The following is a 17,959-nucleotide window of genomic DNA, read 5'->3' as shown; positions in this document are numbered from 1 at the left end:
TTCAAAAAACGAAAGGAGGAGAGCCGCAATGAATATTATGTTTGCAAGCCATACGTATATGGGCAGTCCGTTCGTCGTCGGCTCCCATCACCTGTCAAGGGAGATGGAAAAGCTGGGTCACACGGTCATCCACGTCAGTACTCCGCTCAGTCCTTTCCATCTGTTGAAATGGAAAGACCGCGATATCCAGGCGCGTTTTCGTATTCTTCAAGGAAAACGCGTAGATACGACGGCAGTCGTCAATTCCGTGCCGATGTCGCTGCTTCCCTGGGAGATCGCGGGTCCGATTTTCAAGCGGACTCGAAAAAACTGGATGCTGCCGGCTATCAAAAAAGTCATGCAGGATAACCATATGCCTTCAGTGGATCTTCTACTGATCGACCAGCCGCGATTTGTCGGGCTGGAGAAACTGGTCTCGCCCAAAGTCACCATTTACCGTCCTACGGATATTTACAGCAAAATGACCGGAGATTCTTCGATCGCTTCGGCCGAACGCACGCTGATGTCCGTGGTCGACGGGCTTGTCTCCACGTCGGGTCCGGTGCTGTCGGAGCTGCGCGAATACAATCCGGCTGTGCCCACGCTGCTGCTCGAGAACGGCGTCGAATACGAACATTTTTCCGCTCCGACCGTCGAACCGGAAGATTTGAAGCCGATCTCGGGTCCGCGGGCCGTATATGTAGGTGCGCTTGACGAACGGCTTGATCTGACCGGACTCAAAATTCTGGCCAAAGAAAAGCCGGAAGTCAGCCTCGTTATCATCGGTCCGGTGAACGAAGAAACGAAACGGGATTTCGCGGCATTCGCCAATGTGCATTTCCTGGGAGCCAAAAAGTATGCGACCGTCCCGGCTTATCTGCAGCATTCGGACGTGGCGCTGCTGCCGCTCAGCAATCATGCCGCCAATGCGGGCCGCAGTCCGATGAAGCTGTATGAATATGCGGCCGCCGGGCTTCCCGTGGTGGTAACCGAGACGCCGGAGCTGCTGCGACGCCAGGAGAAATTCCTGCATTTCTACCGCGAGAGCGCGGAACTGCCGCTGAAGGTGGAAGAAGCTTTGGCAGCCAAGTCAGACCGGAATACGATTCGGGATATGGCCAAAAGCCATGCCTGGGAAGCGAAGGTTAACACCCTTTTGAATTTTATTGACAACCTATAGATCCAGAAACGCAATCAAAGGAGTGGCGACATGTCTTCGTTAAAAAATAAAGGGATCAAAGCGGCGAAATGGTCGAGTGTGGCGACAATCGTTACCATTGTTATTCAGCTGCTTCAGCTGGTCGCTTTATCCCGAATTCTGAGTCCGGTCGATTACGGGCTGATGAGCATGACTATGGTTGTCGTGGCCGCGGCGGTCAATCTGACCGACGTAGGCATATCGAACGCAATCATTCACCGTCAGGACGTCAGCCGAAATCATTTGTCGAGTCTTTACATACTTAATCTGGCCACCGGAGCTTTTATTGCAGCCGTCATTTTTTTCTCGGCACCGCTGGTCGTATGGTTCTATCAAGAACCGGAACTGCTCAACCCGGTACGCTGGATGGCGCTGCTGTGTTTGCTGCCCGCGTTCGGTCAACAGTTTGAAGTGCTGTTTCGCAAAGAACTCAAATTCGACAATATCGCCAAAATCCAGATCGTTTCCTACTTTGTTGGGTTCGTACTGGCGGTAGGCGGCGCGCTCGCCGGAATGGGCGTGTACGCGCTGGTTCTGTCCAATCTGGGTAATGCTTTCGTCAAATCCGGTCTGCTGGTGATGCAGGGGTGGAAAAAATGGACGCCTGCTTTGCATTTCGCCAACAAAGATCTGAAAGGATATCTCAGCTTCGGCGTTTACCAAATGTCGTCCAACGTGATCCAGTCGCTGATGTCCAATATCGACTATATCCTGATCGGACGGATCTACGGCACGCAGACACTCGGTTATTATTCGTTCGCGTTCCAGCTCTGCACGATGCCCGTGCTGAAGCTGACACCGCTGATCAATACCGTCAGTCTGCCGATCTACGCCAAAATGCAGGACAATATGGAGCGGCTGCGCAGCGGTTATATCAAAACGATCGCTCTGGTCAGTTATCTGAACGCACCGATCTATCTGGGGCTGCTCGTTACCGCTCCAATGCTCGTACCGTTCATTTTCGGAGCCAAATGGGAGCCGAGTATCACGTTGATCCAGGTCTTGGCGATTGCGATGCTGCTTCGTTCGCTGATTGTCCCGATTCAGCCGCTGCTTCAAGCCAAAGGGCGGACCGATATGTACTTCCGCTATACGCTGATGGGCATGTGCGTTCAAGTTCCGGGACTTGCGATCGGTACTTATGTGTGGGGCATTATGGGAACCTGTGTCGCGTACGTGGTCATTCAGCTTATTTTGATGGTGATCCAATATCATTACGCCATGCGCCGGATGATCGGACCTTGTCTACGGGATTATGTTCGCAGTATGGCGCCGGGACTCGCTTACGGCATGATCATGGTCGGAGGCGTCGTGTTCCTGAATTATCTGTCCGTTGCCGTCTTCTCGCAGCAGGCCAACTTTATTATCCAGGTAGCGCTCGGAGCCTTGATTTATGTGGCCGTGCTCTTCCTTTTCAATAAAGAATTGTTTCAAAACGTTAAGAATAGGCTTATAAGTAAAACTAAGTTAGCAAAATGACGGTGAGTACGTAAACTAAATTCACACACTTTGAGGGAGGGCATCAACGATGAACAAAGTCAGAAAAGCGATTATCCCGGCAGCAGGTCTTGGAACGAGGTTCTTGCCCGCAACAAAAGCCATGCCGAAAGAAATGCTTCCGATCGTAGACAAGCCGACGATCCAGTACATTGTTGAAGAAGCCATCTCCTCGGGCATCGAAGATATTATCATCGTTACGGGCCGGAGCAAGCGGGCGATAGAAGACCATTTCGACAAAAACATTGAACTCGAAGCGGATCTGGAAGAAAAAAATAAAGAAGAACTGCTGAGCATCGTACGGGAAGTGACCAACCTGGTCGAAATTCACTGCGTACGTCAAAAAGAACCGCTCGGCCTTGGACATGCCATCTGGTGCGCCCGCAAGTTTATCAACAGCAACGAGCCGTTCGCGGTCCTGCTCGGCGATATGATCATCGACAGCGAAGTGCCGTGCCTGAAACAAATGATGGACGAGCAGCAGCGTACGGGCGGCAACATGATCGCGGTCGAAGCGGTTCCTTGGAAAGACGTCAGCAGCTACGGCGTAATCAAAGGCGACAAGCTGACCGACAACCTCAACCTGATCACGGATCTGGTCGAAAAGCCGAAAAGCGATGCACCGTCGAACCTGGCGATGATCGGCCGCTATATCCTTGAACCGGGGATCATGGATATCCTGGAACATCAGACGGCAGGCGTCGGAGGCGAAATCCAATTGACGGATGCACTGAAGAAACTGGCGGAACTGTCGAGAATGTACAGCTTCCGATATGAAGGAACTTTGTATGACGTAGGAAGCAAGCTTGGATACCTTAAAGCTAACGTGGATTTCGCGCTGAAACGTCAAGGCCTGGGAGACGACCTGCGTGAGTATCTGCTCGAAACCCTGGTCGGCGATCCGGCGGCAGCGGCGGAAAAGAAAGACAATCTCAAGATCGTTTAACCTTCACTACTTATAAAATCACCCATACGAATCGACAGAATGGAGGGGCAAGCATGAAATTGGTCTTACTGTCCGGAGGCTCGGGCAAGCGGTTGTGGCCGCTGTCAAACGATGCCCGATCGAAACAGTTCCTGAAAGTGTTGGAAAATGAGCACGGCGATATGGAATCGATGGTGCAGCGCGTCTGGGGACAAATTAAAAGTGCAGGCCTGGCCGATTCGGCGGTCATTGCCACCAGCAAGATGCAGGTCGAAATTTTGCAAAATCAATTGGGCGGCGTTCCGATTATCGTAGAACCCGAGCGTCGGGACACATTCCCGGCGATCGCGCTGGCCGCTTCGTATCTGTATTCGCAGGGCGTGAGCCTGGACGAGACCGTCTGCATCCTGCCTGTCGATCCTTACGTCGACGACCGTTTCTTCGAACGTATTCGCGACCTCGATAGTGCCCTGCACAACTCCGGCGCCAAATTGGCTCTGATGGGAGTCAATCCGACCTATCCATCCTCGAAGTATGGGTACATCGTGCCCGAGCAGGGCGGAGCGAACGAAGATTACAAACGGGTCGGACGCTTCACGGAGAAACCGAGCGAAGATCAGGCCGAACGCCTGATCGAGCAGGGCGCACTCTGGAACTGCGGCGTGTTCGCTTTCAAGCTCAGCTACATGATGGACAATCTGCTGCGCGAAGGCCTGCCGATGCAGTACGAAGATCTGTTGGCCCGCTATGCAACGCTCGAGAAGATCAGCTTCGATTATGCGGTGGTAGAGAAAGAATCGCATATTGCGGTGATTCCTTACGACGGCTACTGGAAAGACCTGGGTACCTGGAATACGCTGACGGAAAATATGGGCATGCAGCGAATCGGAAAAGGCACGATCAGCGAAGATTCGTCCAATACCCATCTGATCAACGAACTGGATATTCCGGTTACGATCATCGGTATTCCCGATGCGATTGTTGCGGTCAGCCCGGACGGCATACTCGTATCGGACAAAGCGGCAAGCCCGCGCGTCAAAGACATGGTCGAAGCGGGTCAGCGTCCGATGTACGAAGAACGGCGCTGGGGTTGGTACCGCGTACTGGATTATTCCAAATTCGAAGACGGCACCGAAGTGCTGACCAAACGGATCGGACTCGAAGCCGGCAGCAATCTGGGTTATCGCAAACACGTACACCGGAGTGATATCTGGACGATTATCAGCGGCGAAGGCGTATTGGTTCAAGAAGGCTCGATTACGCCGATCAAAGCGGGCGATGTCGTTACGATCAAGCCGGGAACCTACCACTGCCTCAAAGCTTTCCGGGATATGGAATATATCGAAGTGCAAAAAGGCGCCGTGGTTCAAGAAGAAGACTTCGAAGAAATGTTCAGCAGTTGGAGCGATATTGAACGCCACTGCGTAGGCAGCGGCGCGAAGGCGGCTGGAGCAGGCCGAAGCGCATTATGAAACGCTGGGCGAAGATCGTAATTTCCGGCAGTCTGATCCTTGCGATCGGAGTCGGGGGTTACGCCTACTCGATCTATCGCCCGGTCGTCGATACACTGGAATCCATATATGAACCTCTGGAGTCGGATGCGGCGGCAGGTGCCGCCGATCCGGCCGCCCGGGGAGGAGAGCTTACCGCTTCCGTCGGAAACAGCGGCGTACAGCCTCTGCGGGAACTTCCCGCCGATCTGGGCGACAAGAAACCGTTTAACCTGCTTGTGCTGGGTGTAGACGAACGAGAGAACGATGTAGGCCGGTCCGATGCCATTATGGTATTGGCGGTGAATCCGGCCAAGCGTTCCGTGCTGATGTTCAATATTCCCAGGGATACGCGTACCGAGATCGTAGGACGGGGAACGACCGACAAGATTAATCATGCCTATGCTTTTGGAGGCGTTAACATGTCGGTTCCTACCATCGAGAACTTTCTGGATGTCCCGATCGATTATTATGTGAAAGTGAATATGGAAGGGCTGGAACGGATTATCGATATTCTGGGCGGGGTGACGGTAGACAATCCCTTCGAGTTTGACTTTGAAGGAACGGTTTACGCGAAAGGTCCAATCGATATGAACGGACACGAAGCCTTAATGTATTCCAGAATGAGATATGACGATCCGAAAGGCGATATCGGGCGCAACGACCGGCAGCAGCTTGTCCTGTCCGCCTTGATCGAAAAAGGAAAAAATATTTCGAATCTGGCCAAAGTCAATTCGGTACTGGGCGCGGTCAAAGATAATGTCAAAACGAATCTGACCAAAGACGATATGATGGATATTGTCACCAAATACCGGACGGAAATCGACAAAGTCGACAAAGACGAAGTTCAGGGAAGCGGCAAACGAATCGATGGTATTTATTATTACATCGTGGACGAAGCGGAGAAAGCCAGAATCCGTGCCGAATTGACCGAACAGTTGGACGGAAATTCATAAAAGGCTGGAGGAGCAGGCTGAAATGGCAGTCAATCTTTTTTTTATTCCCCATCAGGACGATGAGGCGTTAACGTTCGGAGCGGCAATCCGAAACCATCTGAACGCCGGCGACGAATGCCAAATCATTTTGTATACCGACGGCTCATCCTCCAACGTCGTCCGGCAGCTGAACGGCGAGATCAAGAGCAGTATGCACCGGAAAATGCTTGATCCGAAAACGGAAGGCTACACGCCGCTGGATCGCACGGACCTGGTTCGTTGCCGGAACGACGAATTTTTGCGTTCCTGCCTTTCGCTGGGGGCGGATCGGGAACATATTCATATGGTGCAGCATATGCAGGACGGAACGACCACGGTCGAAGCCTGTGAAGAGCTGATCGTGGAGTTCGCGGACCGCTATCCCGGAGCCCGGGTCAAGACGTTTACCGACCTCGGCGGCAATCACCGCGACCATGCCAATATGGGGGCGGCGGCACTGCGATTGTATCGCCGGGAGAAAATTGCGGACCTGCGGTTGTACGTGGAACCTTACAATCTGCGCCAGGCGAAAAAAGCGGGTCGGGGGATACCGATTTTCAAAGAGCAGCCGGAGACCCAGCGGGAATCCGTCGTAGCTTCCTTGAACGAATACAAGAAATGGAACCCGCCGCTGGAACAGTTCGCAATCGGCTATCACTCGGTTCGAAAAGAAATCGATGCCGCGATCGCCAAGCCGATTTCTTATTACCATAAACCGTACGATTCTTTCTAGAGTAAGAAGGACGCGTTTGACGAAACCACAACAAAGGGAGCTGCGGACGAATGAGCAAAATTTTGATCGTAGGCGGGCAGATGGAAAACAAAGGCGCGCAGGCCATGACGTTTACCGTAATCAATGAGATCAAGAAGCGTTATCCCGACAAAGAAATATTGGTCAACTGTATCGATCCGGATCGGGGTTATGCTTTTGATATCGTCAAAATCGGCAAAAAGCTGAAAATCGAAATGCTGGGCGGCGTATTCGGTACCTTGGGCAAGTTGATTCCGAATGCCGAACATGTCAATGTAACTCGCGCCGATATGGAACGGATCATGAAAGACACCGATATGATCGTCGACATCAGCGGATTTGCTCTGTCGTCTCAGTTCACGATCCGACATTCGGTGAATTATCTCGTCAACATTATGCTCGCCAAACGCTACAAAGTGCCGATGGTGCTGATGCCGCAGTCGTTCGGCCCGTTCGATTACGAGAGCAAATACAAATCCTTTATCATGACGCTGATCAAAAAATACATCACTTATCCGACCTACATATATGCGCGCGAAGATGAAGGGATGCAGTTCTTGAGCCGCTTCACTACACGCAACCTCAAGCGTTCGATGGACCTGGTTCTCCAGGGCAGCGGAGACTACAATCTGGACGTGCTGTTCAAACCGGGCGCTTATCAGCCGAACGAACCGGTCAAAGTCAAAGAAAATTCCGCAGGAATCGTACCCAACGTCAAAACGATGAAGTACGGCTCCCGGGAAGATCTTCTTCAGGCTTACCGCAAAATGACGGATCACCTGCTCAAGCGGGGCATGAATGTTTATCTGCTTCGGCATTCGACAGAAGATCTGGAGATTTGCAAAGGCATTAAACAGCATTATCCGAACGACGATCGCGTCGTGCTGCTCGAAAATGAATATGATTGCATCGAGATTCATCATATTCTGGAACAGTTCCGCTTTATCGTCGCTTCCCGTTATCATTCTATTGTCCATGCGTACAAAGACGGAATCCCGGTACTGGCTCTCGGATGGGCTACGAAATACCAGGAGCTGCTCGGACGTTTCGGTCAAAAAGAATACATGTTCGACGTTCGCGACCTGGCGCATGTGGAGCGCGACATTGAGCACAAACTCGATCAAATGATCGAACGCCAGCAGGAAGAATCCAAGAAAATCAAAGCGGTCACTGCCGAAATTCAAAGCCATACGATCTTCAGCGAAGTATTCGGCGAACTTCCGGCTGCCAAAATGACACCGGAATTGGCGGAAGAACTTGAAGACGCGACTCTTCAGATCGGCTAATCTTTTGGCTCAAACGCTTGAAGCGAATCGCCATGACAAAAACCTTTACCCGATTATAATGAGGTAAAGGTTTTTTGCCTGGGACAGACGTAGGCAGAATTCGCGATTTGTGCTACTCTTACCGGGAAGCGCAGGAGGCATACCGGGCGGGAAAAGGAGAACGAACAAGATGCAGCAGTTGTTTGTCGGAGATCTTTCACTCAGCGACGGCGTCATTGAATCCGTGGTGCTGTCGGAGTCGGAGGTCAGAGTCGGATTTCGGCTCTGGGACGGAAGCAAAGCCCGGTTTTGGTTTACGGGAGTGATCGGAATGAAAGACCGGAATTCGGTTGGGCAGGATATCGAATCGCTGGATACGGAATCCGGAGCGTCCCTATTCCAGGGAGCGGAAGGGGCGTACGCGGCGGAACTGCTTGAAGAGCGCCGGGCGGACCGAGCGGCCCCTATTGTACGTTACGCTTTTATCGGATCCTGGATGATGAAGCCCATTCTGGAAGTTTATGCGGAAGAAATGGATGTACAGCGGACAAACGAATTTTGAATCGTCTATGTGGATAATATTGGTTTTTGTGTAGGGGATTACATGAGGTTCCGGCGTTTAGGAAGCTTGAAAATCGGTTATTTACGCTGTACAGGCATCGAAGCGGCATTGCTCCAGCTATTCAGTTCAGGTATCCTGATTGCCTATTCTTTCATTCGAAGGAGATGAGACGTATGTCGATCGATCGTTTCATTTGGACCAAACTCAGCCGGCACACCGACGAGCAGACCCAGAGCAATCTGGCCAAGCTGTTGGCAATCCGGATCCGCAAAGCCGAGCGTGCAGAAAAGTCGGCAGTCCGTCTAACCTCTTGAACAGGAAAGCCCAATTTATTGCCGAATATACAAAAAGGAGGTTCCGTGAGGAACCTCCTATTCGGCCTTGACGCCGGCCGCAGCTTCCGAACAGACTTCGTCGGAAATGGATAGTATGGATTCTTCGGTCGTACAGTCGCCTTGAGGCTCGTTGATCCATTCGTCCGACCAGCCTTGAATGCATTCGATGGTGGACTGAAGAGCACGTCCTTTATCGGTCAATTCATATTCGATCCGTACCGGAGTCTCCGGATATACGTGACGCAGCACAATCCCTTCTTTCTCGAGATCCTTGAGGCGCTCGGAGAGCAGACGTCCACTGACGGGAAAAGCCGATTGAATATTGCAGAAACGCTGCGGCCCGGACAGCAGACGGTAGATAATCAAACCGTTCCAGCGCTGCGACAAAATCTGCATCCCGCGTTCAAATCGCGGGCAAAGCGTCGAATTTTTCATGTGTTCACCTCCAAACTTTCCACAGGAAAGTCGTACTGCAAGTTCCTTAATCTTCTTTATTATATCATGAATCACACCGAAATGCGGGTTTCGCCCATTATTTTATGTCGGATCATGAATTTTAGGAAGAACCTTTCTTTTTCGGAATGCTATTTAAAAACGAAGGCCGTTTGACGAAAGTAAGAAGTGAGCGGTCTACATTCAGGACGCGATCTTGCCAAACAGAAAGAAGGGAAATCGATGAACACACTTGACGCACTCGTAATTAGCATCCCTTATCTCAAAAAGATCACAAGCGAAGATTTCATGATCGGCATTACCGACACGCAGAAATTTCTATATTATGCCCCGTCTACCGATCTTGACTTCGGATTGTCCGCAGGATCTCCGATTCCCCCCGACGATCTCAATCTCAAAAAAGCACTGAGCGGCCGGGTCTCCAGTACCCGGATTCCGGCTTCCGCGTATGGGACGGAACTTGAAGCCAAAGGTATTCCGGTCTTCGACGAGCAGGGGAAAGTCATCGGAGCCCTGGCGGTGGCGTATACGCTGAAAACCGAAACTTTCCTGCACGAATTCGGAGACCGGATGGAAGCGGTTAGTCGTTCCTTGACGGATTTCGTGGCTTCCATTGCGGCGCAGTCGCAGCAGTTGGCGGCGGCAACTACGGAAATTCGCGAAAATTCCGGACGTGCCGTAACCGATGCCCGCGAGGTCAACAAAGTAACTTCGTTTATCCGCGAAATTTCGGAACAAACGAATATGCTGGGTCTGAACGCAGCGATCGAAGCGGCGCGGGTCGGCGAACTGGGTGCAGGCTTCCAGGTCGTAGCGAGCGAAGTGCGGAAGCTGTCGGTCGATACGAAAAAGGCTACACAGAGTATCGAGCAGGCGCTGAACAACGTGCAGGGCAGTATTCTGCGCATGGAGCAGGAAATCACTTCGATCTCCGACGCTTCGAACGAACAGGCGCATCTGTTGGGCGATTTCAGCAGTTTGACCGATCGGTTGAACGACTTGAATGCCGAATTCTCCGACTTTACCAAAAAGCTGCTGGAGCAGCGCGGACAAACCGAATAACGTTATGCCGCCAGAAGGCGTTCTGCCTGCAGGCACATACCAAAAAGACATTCCGGGTTTCCGGAATGTCTTTTTATGTACCCGGGCGACAAGCGAAGCAGCGGCTTAGTAAAGCGAAAGAGCCAAAGTGTCGCTTTCGCGGTACGAGTGCAAGATGGCTTCTGAACCGACAATTTCGATACTGATCAGGGAACCGATACATTTTTTCAAGGCTCTTTTTCCGTTACTCAACTTATTATCCAAGGCGCTCGACAGCAGTCTAAGCATTTTCTGAGCGGGTTGCGTGTTCTCGGCGTCAATGTAAACGGGAACCAGTTTTTCTTGAACTGTAATCGTCGTTTTCACTACATTCACCTCATTTATACTTTATCCTGATTTTATTATAAACTTGCTTCCTTAAAAACATATTAAAAAACGATTAAATTTCTTCGTAAACGTTACTATTTTAAAAGTTTTTTTGAAAAGTCGCGAGTTCCCTCCTTTTTTCGTCGACCGGCAGCGTGCGTCCGTTTAATTTACTACTTGTTTACCCGGAGCGTCCTATTTATGAAAACCTTTTTACGTGAATTTTTGCTTGATTTTCAAAAAAATAATGAAACCGTCGAAAATGATTAAATCCCGAAGTCTTTGGGGTAATGAATACTCTGATTGGGCAGCCGTCTAACTGCCCCAATAACGGATCGACTCAACCGTATACAACGAATCGATAATCAAAGGAGTGTATCTCTATGTCGGCACCACGTTTTGAAGGCAGAACCGTTATCGTTACCGGCGCGGGTTCCGGCATCGGCCGGGCGGCGGCGCTCAAATTTGCGGAAGAAGGCGCCAATGTCGGATTGTTCGATCTGGATGCCGAGCGGGCTGAAAGCGTTCGCGGAGAATTGGAAGCGATTCGCGCCGGTTCAGGTTTCGTCCGCACGCTGGACGTTTCCGATACAGAAGCTATGGCCGACGCGTACCAGGCGGTGAACGATCGTTTTGGCGGACTGGATGCCGTGTTTGCAAACGCCGGCATTAACGGGGCAAAAGGACCTATTGAACATATGGAGCTTGCCGAATTCCAGAAAACGATCGATGTGAACTTGGGCGGAATGTTCCTCTCCGTCAAACTGGCTATTCCTTATATGAAACAAAGAGGCGGAGGAAGTATTGTCATTACAAGTTCCGTAAACGGCAACACCCGTTTCTCGAGCATCGGCATGTCTCCGTACAGCACCTCCAAAGCCGGACAAGTCGCATTTGCCAAAATGGCTGCGCTGGAACTTGCCCGCTACCGGATTCGGGTCAATACGATCTGTCCGGGTGCGATCTCGACCAATATCGACGAAACGACCGAAGAAAACGGACGGATGGACGAAATTGCGATTCCGCTCGAGTTCCCACGCGGCGGCGATCACCCGCTGGCCGGAAGTCACGGACAGCCCGAAGAAGTCGCCGACTTGGCCGTGTATCTCGCTTCTTCGGAAGCGCGTCATGTGACGGGAGCCTCTATCACCGTAGACGGCGGAGAATCTCTGCTGTTCTGAGCCCACAATCCCTGAACAGCCGAGCGGGATGCAAACCTGTTGATCCCAAGCCTGCAAATGCGGCAGCTGCGCCGAAGATTTAGGCAGCGGGGCAGGCAGCTCCGGCTTCGAAAGACCCGGCGGACAGAATCCACTTCTGTCCGCCGGGTCGTTTTGGCTTTTCGTTGTTCGGTTTGTTTCACGGAATCAGTTATAATGAAGCAGCGGAAAGAAAAGCTGAAGATCCGGGAGGGAACAAACATGGGTTGGTTATCGTGGTTGGCGGAGCAGAAAATCGAAGAAGCGGTTCGCCGCGGGGAATTCGACGACCTGCCGGGCAGCGGCAGGCCGATCGTGCCGGAAGATTTGTCCGGCGTGCCCGAAGAGCTCCGGGTTCCGTACCGGATTCTCAAGAACGCCGGTATGCTGCCGGAAGAGCTGCAGCTGCGCAAAGAATGTCTGGAGCTTGAAGATCTGCTCGCGGTCTGCGCATCCGGCGGCGAGAAGCAGACGCTGGAAAGCCGCTTGACGGCCAAAAAGCTGAAGCTGCGAATGGTGGAAGAACAGCGCGGCTGGAGCGGCGGAGCGTACGAGCAGTACGCCGACAAGATTCGGGGCCGGCTGGAAGGCAGCTAAAAGTCCTATCCATCAAAAGCGCCCCCGCATACGCGGGAGCGCTTCGACTTCATAAATAAACGGAACCCCGGGCTTTTCGGCGGGGAATTCCGTTCTCAGATTTCGGGAACATCGACGATCACCGCTTTGCGCGGAATACGCGACAGATCGAAAATAGGGACGAGTTCAGCGGCGGAAATCGGCTCGGGCCGGTCGATAAGACCGCTGATATGGGCCAGCCAGCCGACAAGCCTCTCCGGAGACGTCCCGCGTTCGCGAAAAGCGGAGATGGCGATACCGCCGTGGCGCTTGGCCAGACGTTTGCCGTCCGGCCCGTTGAGCAGCGGAACATGCAGGAATTCGGGGACGGGAAGTCCCAGGGTCTCGTCGAGCAGGATCTGTCTGGGTGTGGAATCCAGCAGATCGCGTCCGCGCAGAACGTCGGTAATCTTCATATCCGCATCGTCCACGACGACGGACAGCTGATACGAATGCAGACCGTCCGCGCGGCGTACAATAAAGTCGCCGCCGCTGCCCGAAGGAAACAGCTGCGGCCCGGCGATGCCGTCGACAAAACGGATCTCCCGGTTTGCCGGCAGCGCGAAGCGCAGGGAAGGCGCTTTGCGCTGCGCTTTCTCGGCTCGTTCGGCCGGCTCAAGATGCCGGCAGGTGCCGGGATAAACGGGTCCTTCGGCGCTTAAGCCGTGCGGTGCGCTGGCGGCGCCCAGAATGTCGGCGCGGCTGCAGTAACAGGGATACACGGCTCCCGAAGCTTCCAACCTGCGGAGCGCATCGTCGTAGCGCTCCAGACGCTCGCTCTGGGTATACGGCGAGCAAGGACCGCCTACATCGGGGCCCTCGTCCCAATCCAGGCCGAGCCAGCGCAGATCGAGCAGCGCCAGTTCGGCCCATTTGGCGCGGGAGCGTTCCGTATCGATATCTTCCATGCGAAGAACGAAGGTTCCGCCGAGCGATCGCATATGAAGCCAGGCGAGCAGGGCGGTGCGTGCATTGCCCAAGTGCATTTTGCCGGAAGGGGTTGGCGCAAATCGTCCGCGTCTCATGGTTTCTCACTTCCTTGGAATCTGAATAGGGTCTGCGGCCATTCGCAGTCCTGCTTGTTTAGCATAACGCCGGCCGAGAGGGTCTGGCAAGGCCGCGGCAGTCCGCTGACGGATTGCCGAGAGACGACAGAAACGGAGTGGAATATCATGCATAACGAATATCGAAGCCTCCGGGGCGAAGGCGGAAAAGAAAGCGGCCGTTTGGCGGGAACTTCCGGCCTGCGCGAGCTGCCGGTCGACAGTGCGCTTCCCGAATTGAAAAAAAGTCTGGCGGCAAACCGTCCCGCCATTTTGATTGCCCAGCCGGGGGCGGGCAAGACGACCCGGGTTCCGCCGGCGCTGCTGGATGAACCCTGGCTGGAAGGGAAAAAGATCATTATGCTCGAGCCGCGCCGTCTGGCGGCCGTCTCGGCCGCCGATTATATCTCCGAATCCCTGGGCGAGAAGACGGGCGCAACGGTCGGCTACCGGATTGCCCTGGACAGCAGATCGGGGCGGCACACCCGAATCGAAGTGGTGACCGAAGGCATTCTGACCCGTATGCTCCAGTCCGACCCTTCGCTGGAAGACGTAGGCCTTGTGATCTTCGACGAGTTTCACGAACGGAATCTGCAGGCCGATCTCGGATTGGCCCTGGCCCTCCAGAGCCGCACGGTGCTGCGCGAGGATCTGCGGATTCTGATCATGTCGGCGACGATCGACCCGGAACCGGTCTCCCGGGTGCTGGGCGGAGCCGATTTGATCCGCAGCGAAGGCCGGGTATATCCGGTCCGGACGGTGCATCTGGGTTCGGCGCGCGCTGTGCCGCTTGAGCGCAGGACCGTGCAGGCCGTCCGCCGGGCCTGGGACGAGACGGACGGGGGAATTCTGGTATTCCTGCCCGGTGTGCGCGAGATCATGCGCGTACGCGAAGAACTGCTTCGCGGCGGCGGACTGCACGGAGCGGAGCTGCTGCCGCTGCACGGCGGACTGGGCCGCGAAGAGCAGCGCAGGGCCGTTCGGGCTTCCGCCGAAGGCCGGCGGAAGATCGTGCTCTCGACCACGCTGGCCGAGTCCAGCATCACGGTCGAGGGAGTGACAGCCGTCGTGGACAGCGGCCTGATCCGTACGCAGGAGTTCTCGCCGCGGACCGGCATGTCGCGCCTTGTCACGATGACCGAATCGCTGGAGTCGGCGGATCAGCGGCGGGGACGTGCGGGGCGGACCGCACCCGGTTTCTGCTACCGGCTGTGGAGTCAGGAAGAAGAAAGCGGGATGCCCGAAGCCCGCGTGCCCGAGATTCTGCAAAGCGATCTGACGCCGCTTGCACTCGAGCTGGCCGCCTGGGGAGTGCGCGACCCGCGGGAGCTCGATTGGATCGACCCGCCGCCGGAAGCGGGCTACGCGGAAGCGCAGAATCTGCTGCGCCGCCTGCATGCCCTCGGCGAAAACGGCGCGATTACGGACGAAGGACGCGCGATGAGCGAATTGGGCGTGCATCCCCGGCTGGCTCGCATGATCCGCCGCGCCTCCGGCTTGGGATTGGGTCCGCTGGCCTGCGACTTGGCTGCGCTGCTGCAGGAGCAGTCTTCTTCGCCTTCGCAGCGCAGCGGGGGCGTAACAGACGCCGTCTCGCTGCTTCCGCGGCTCCAGGCACTGGGCGCCGCTGCCGCAGGCGTATCGTCCGCGCTGCGGACGCCGGAAGACCGCGCAGCGGAGCGTGCGTCGCGGCTGCGCCGGATCGCCGGACTTCCCTCCGGTCCGGCGGGTGACACCGGCCCCGCGGGGATTCTGCTCGCCTATGCCTTCCCGGACCGGGTCGGCCGGCGGCGGGGCGCAGGCCGCTTTCTGCTCAGCGGCGGACGCGGCGCGTTCGTACCCGAGCGCGAGCTGATCTCGCGCGAAGAGTATCTGGTCGCCGCCGATATCGACGACCGGGGGGCCGAAGGCCAGATCTGGCTTGCGGCTCCGCTTGATCCCGAAGAAGTGGAGCGGTTTGCGGCCGAGGAAGGAACGGAAGAGATTCGAGTCGAATGGGACAGCGAACGCGAAGCCGTCTCGGCGCTTCGGATCCGGCGAATCGGTGCCGTCGTCCTGCAGTCCGTGCAGGCTTCTTCGCCCGATGCGGAAGCCGTCGCCGCGGCGCTGCTCGCCGGTATCCGCGGCAGCCAGGGAAGGCTGCTTCCCTGGAGCAGGGACGCGCGCGAGCTTCAGCACCGCATGATGTTCATGCATCTGGCCGATCGGGAGTTCCCGGCTTCGGACGACACGGCACTGCTGGAGGAAATGGAAGAGTGGCTGCTGCCCTATGTTTCGGGCATACGCAGTGCGGCGCAGCTGCGCAAGCTGAATCTGGTGCAGCTGCTGGAACAGAGGCTGACCTGGGAGCAGCGCCGGACGCTCGAAGCCGAAGCGCCAACCCGTCTGAGCGTGCCAAGCGGGTCGCGGATCGCGGTGGATTACAGCGATCCCGAACGACCGTATATGGCGGTGCGTCTGCAGGAAATGTTCGGGCAGAGCGAGACACCCCGTATCGGACGAGGGCGGATTCCGATTACGGTGCAGCTGCTGTCTCCGGCTCGCCGGCCGGTACAGATTACGTCCGACCTGGCGAACTTCTGGAAAGAAACGTATTTCGAAGTTAAAAAAGATTTGAAAGGCCGTTATCCCAAACATTATTGGCCGGACGATCCCAACGGTGCGGAAGCGACGCGTCACGTGCGCCCCAAGCGATAAGTTTGAACATCCGCGCGAATAAAGTTTTTCTTTTCCCATACCTCTTGGAGCCTTGAACGTTCATCGAAGTTTCGGACCGCCGGGGAAGGGTAAATAAAAAGCAAGCACAAATCCCAATTCAGCTTTGAAGGAGGATTTTAACGATGTCCAAGAAAATTGTAGGGGTATTCGAAAACGAACGGGAAGCTTCGCAGGCGATTCAGAACCTGCAGCGGCAGGGGTTCACTTCCGAAGAAATTTCGGTGGTGGCCAAAGATCGTGACGACCTGAGAGCAATAGATGAACAAACCGGTACGAAAGCGCCGGAAGGATTGGCTGCGGGAGCGGCGACGGGCGGTGTGCTCGGCGGCGTTACGGGACTGCTGGCCGGCGTAGGCGCGCTGGCGATTCCGGGCATCGGTCCGATCCTGGCGGCAGGACCGCTTGCGGCCGCGCTCGCCGGTCTGGCGGTCGGAGCGGGAGCGGGCGGCCTCGTCGGCGGTCTGGTCGGCCTGGGAATTCCGGAGAACGAAGCGGAAGAATATCAGGAGCATCTGAACCGGGGCCATATTCTGGTGCTGGTTGACGAAGACAACCGCAGCCGCACCGTATACGATTCGTTCCGGGAAAACCGTTCCGTCAATGCGGACCGTTATCATTTGACGGAAGAAGGGTACGGTAACGAAATGCATACCGGAGGTTCCGTCAATCCGCAGATGGATACGACAAACCAGACGGCGGGCATGAACGACCGGGACCTGATCCGCGAAGACGAGCGGCTGCGTTCTTTGGACGATTCGCCGAACACGCTGCCTCCTCGCGGAGACCGCAGACTGTAACCGTATTTGGCCAAAAGTGTTGCGTGTAGCGACAAGCATGCGAATAAGCAGGCAGAGGGGAAGCGCCGTCGGCGCTTTCCCTTTTTTATGACGCTAAGCTTGGAGCTAACCCAATCAAATTCATTTCATTATATGAAAAATTCACAATAAAAAATCGTCAAAAACAGGGTCAAAAGGTGTGCAAGCCCGCAAAGTCGACTATAATGGAAGGGAACAAGCGTTCACCCGAAAAGGAGGAAGATCCGATGGCCTTCATGATCGCCCAACGGGCATTCATCAAACTGTACCTGATCACCATGGTCGAACAGCAGCGCGGATACGGCTACCAAATGCTCGAGGAGATGAAGGAGAGCTTCAAGTCCTTCGGGTACGTCCCTCCCCAGAGCGAAATTTACCGTGCGCTGCACGAACTGGTGCACGAAGGTGTCTTTTATCGTACCAAGCAGCTCAAAGGCAGCGATCCGCGTGTCGATTTTCAGGAAATCGTGCTGTACCATTTTACCGACGACGGACCCGAGAAAGCGAAGCTGTACAAAAAGCAGGTCAAAACGGATCTGGATCGCTGTCTGGGGATGTTGAACAAGGCTGCGGAAGACAATTACGGAACTTGATTCTGCTTGAAGCCGGCGGTTCGGTCTGCCAAACGAAAAAGGATAGGGGGTAAAATACCCCCTCAACGTGTCGAGAAAGTCTAATCCTAAATGAAGCGAGGAGGCGAAGGGAGAAATTCAGTGTAGGAACGACAGTGTTC

At 54.7% G+C, this 17,959-nt stretch carries 18 protein-coding genes; 15 read left to right on the top strand and 3 right to left on the bottom strand.

Annotation, left to right across the window (positions count from 1 at the left end; genetic code table 11):
• Positions 1-28 precede the first annotated feature (28 nt).
• From HRQ60_RS21685 to HRQ60_RS21645, 9 genes are all read left to right on the top strand, one after another.
• Entirely contained in the window at positions 29-1,159 is a 1,131-nt protein-coding gene (locus HRQ60_RS21685) for a glycosyltransferase (RefSeq protein WP_172200209.1), read from the top strand.
• Between the two features lie 30 nt (positions 1,160-1,189).
• Positions 1,190-2,656 carry an MOP flippase family protein gene (locus HRQ60_RS21680; protein WP_172200206.1) on the top strand — a complete coding sequence of 489 codons (1,467 nt, stop codon included), beginning with the start codon at positions 1,190-1,192 and terminating at the stop codon, positions 2,654-2,656.
• A 49-nt stretch (positions 2,657-2,705) separates the two neighbouring features.
• Positions 2,706-3,620: a UTP--glucose-1-phosphate uridylyltransferase GalU gene (gene galU / locus HRQ60_RS21675; protein ID WP_172200203.1), complete on the top strand. Its 915-nt coding sequence runs from the start codon at positions 2,706-2,708 to the stop codon at positions 3,618-3,620.
• Between the two features lie 53 nt (positions 3,621-3,673).
• Positions 3,674-5,071: a sugar phosphate nucleotidyltransferase gene (locus HRQ60_RS21670; protein WP_172200200.1), complete on the top strand. Its 1,398-nt coding sequence runs from the start codon at positions 3,674-3,676 to the stop codon at positions 5,069-5,071.
• A complete protein-coding gene (locus tag HRQ60_RS21665; protein ID WP_172200197.1) occupies positions 5,068-6,045 on the top strand; it encodes an LCP family glycopolymer transferase in 978 nt (325 codons plus the stop codon). The genes HRQ60_RS21670 and HRQ60_RS21665 overlap by 4 nt, the downstream gene beginning before the upstream one ends.
• A gap of 22 nt (positions 6,046-6,067) precedes the next feature.
• The gene (locus HRQ60_RS21660; RefSeq protein WP_172200194.1) at positions 6,068-6,796 is read left to right on the top strand and encodes a PIG-L family deacetylase; all 729 of its coding nucleotides are present in this window, start codon (positions 6,068-6,070) and stop codon (positions 6,794-6,796) included.
• A 50-nt stretch (positions 6,797-6,846) separates the two neighbouring features.
• Positions 6,847-8,100 carry a polysaccharide pyruvyl transferase family protein gene (locus HRQ60_RS21655; protein ID WP_172200191.1) on the top strand — a complete coding sequence of 418 codons (1,254 nt, stop codon included), beginning with the start codon at positions 6,847-6,849 and terminating at the stop codon, positions 8,098-8,100.
• Between the two features lie 169 nt (positions 8,101-8,269).
• A complete protein-coding gene (locus HRQ60_RS21650; RefSeq protein WP_172200188.1) occupies positions 8,270-8,641 on the top strand; it encodes a hypothetical protein in 372 nt (123 codons plus the stop codon).
• 173 nt (positions 8,642-8,814) lie between these two features.
• The gene (locus tag HRQ60_RS21645; RefSeq protein WP_172200185.1) at positions 8,815-8,955 is read left to right on the top strand and encodes a hypothetical protein; all 141 of its coding nucleotides are present in this window, start codon (positions 8,815-8,817) and stop codon (positions 8,953-8,955) included.
• A 57-nt stretch (positions 8,956-9,012) separates the two neighbouring features.
• Here the strand turns inward: HRQ60_RS21645 and HRQ60_RS21640 are convergent, their stop codons facing one another.
• On the bottom strand, positions 9,013-9,411 hold the full coding sequence (locus tag HRQ60_RS21640; RefSeq protein WP_172200182.1) for a winged helix-turn-helix transcriptional regulator: 399 nt from the start codon (positions 9,409-9,411) through the stop codon (positions 9,013-9,015).
• A 240-nt stretch (positions 9,412-9,651) separates the two neighbouring features.
• On the opposite strand from HRQ60_RS21640, the gene HRQ60_RS23955 reads away from it, so the two are divergent.
• The gene (locus HRQ60_RS23955; RefSeq protein ID WP_172200179.1) at positions 9,652-10,491 is read left to right on the top strand and encodes a methyl-accepting chemotaxis protein; all 840 of its coding nucleotides are present in this window, start codon (positions 9,652-9,654) and stop codon (positions 10,489-10,491) included.
• Between the two features lie 105 nt (positions 10,492-10,596).
• On the opposite strand, the gene HRQ60_RS21630 is transcribed toward HRQ60_RS23955, so the two are convergent.
• On the bottom strand, positions 10,597-10,836 hold the full coding sequence (locus HRQ60_RS21630; protein ID WP_018977456.1) for a hypothetical protein: 240 nt from the start codon (positions 10,834-10,836) through the stop codon (positions 10,597-10,599).
• Positions 10,837-11,219: 383 nt separating this feature from the next.
• Here HRQ60_RS21630 and HRQ60_RS21625 point away from each other — a divergent pair, with 383 nt between their 5' ends.
• Positions 11,220-12,017, top strand: a complete 798-nt coding sequence (locus HRQ60_RS21625; RefSeq protein WP_172200177.1) for an SDR family oxidoreductase — start codon at positions 11,220-11,222, stop codon at positions 12,015-12,017.
• Positions 12,018-12,257: 240 nt separating this feature from the next.
• Positions 12,258-12,632 carry a DnaJ family domain-containing protein gene (locus HRQ60_RS21620; protein WP_172200174.1) on the top strand — a complete coding sequence of 125 codons (375 nt, stop codon included), beginning with the start codon at positions 12,258-12,260 and terminating at the stop codon, positions 12,630-12,632.
• Positions 12,633-12,727: 95 nt separating this feature from the next.
• Here the strand turns inward: HRQ60_RS21620 and gluQRS are convergent, their stop codons facing one another.
• On the bottom strand, positions 12,728-13,675 hold the full coding sequence (gluQRS, locus tag HRQ60_RS21615; RefSeq protein WP_172200172.1) for a tRNA glutamyl-Q(34) synthetase GluQRS: 948 nt from the start codon (positions 13,673-13,675) through the stop codon (positions 12,728-12,730).
• A gap of 147 nt (positions 13,676-13,822) precedes the next feature.
• On the opposite strand from gluQRS, the gene hrpB reads away from it, so the two are divergent.
• The 3 genes from hrpB (at position 13,823) to HRQ60_RS21600 (ending at position 17,819) form a co-directional block, all read left to right on the top strand.
• The gene (gene hrpB / locus HRQ60_RS21610) at positions 13,823-16,390 is read left to right on the top strand and encodes an ATP-dependent helicase HrpB (RefSeq protein ID WP_172200170.1); all 2,568 of its coding nucleotides are present in this window, start codon (positions 13,823-13,825) and stop codon (positions 16,388-16,390) included.
• Positions 16,391-16,533: 143 nt separating this feature from the next.
• Complete coding sequence (locus HRQ60_RS21605) at positions 16,534-17,208, top strand: general stress protein (protein ID WP_172200168.1); 675 nt, start codon at positions 16,534-16,536, stop codon at positions 17,206-17,208.
• A 245-nt stretch (positions 17,209-17,453) separates the two neighbouring features.
• Complete coding sequence (locus HRQ60_RS21600) at positions 17,454-17,819, top strand: replication termination protein (protein WP_172200166.1); 366 nt, start codon at positions 17,454-17,456, stop codon at positions 17,817-17,819.
• Positions 17,820-17,959 lie beyond the last annotated feature (140 nt).

Origin of the sequence: Saccharibacillus qingshengii (genome assembly GCF_013185195.1) — a bacterium.
Taxonomy (GTDB): domain Bacteria; phylum Bacillota; class Bacilli; order Paenibacillales; family Paenibacillaceae; genus Saccharibacillus; species Saccharibacillus qingshengii.
Note: the sequence above shows the minus strand (reverse complement) of the source record. Positions and strands in the feature narration are given on the sequence as shown.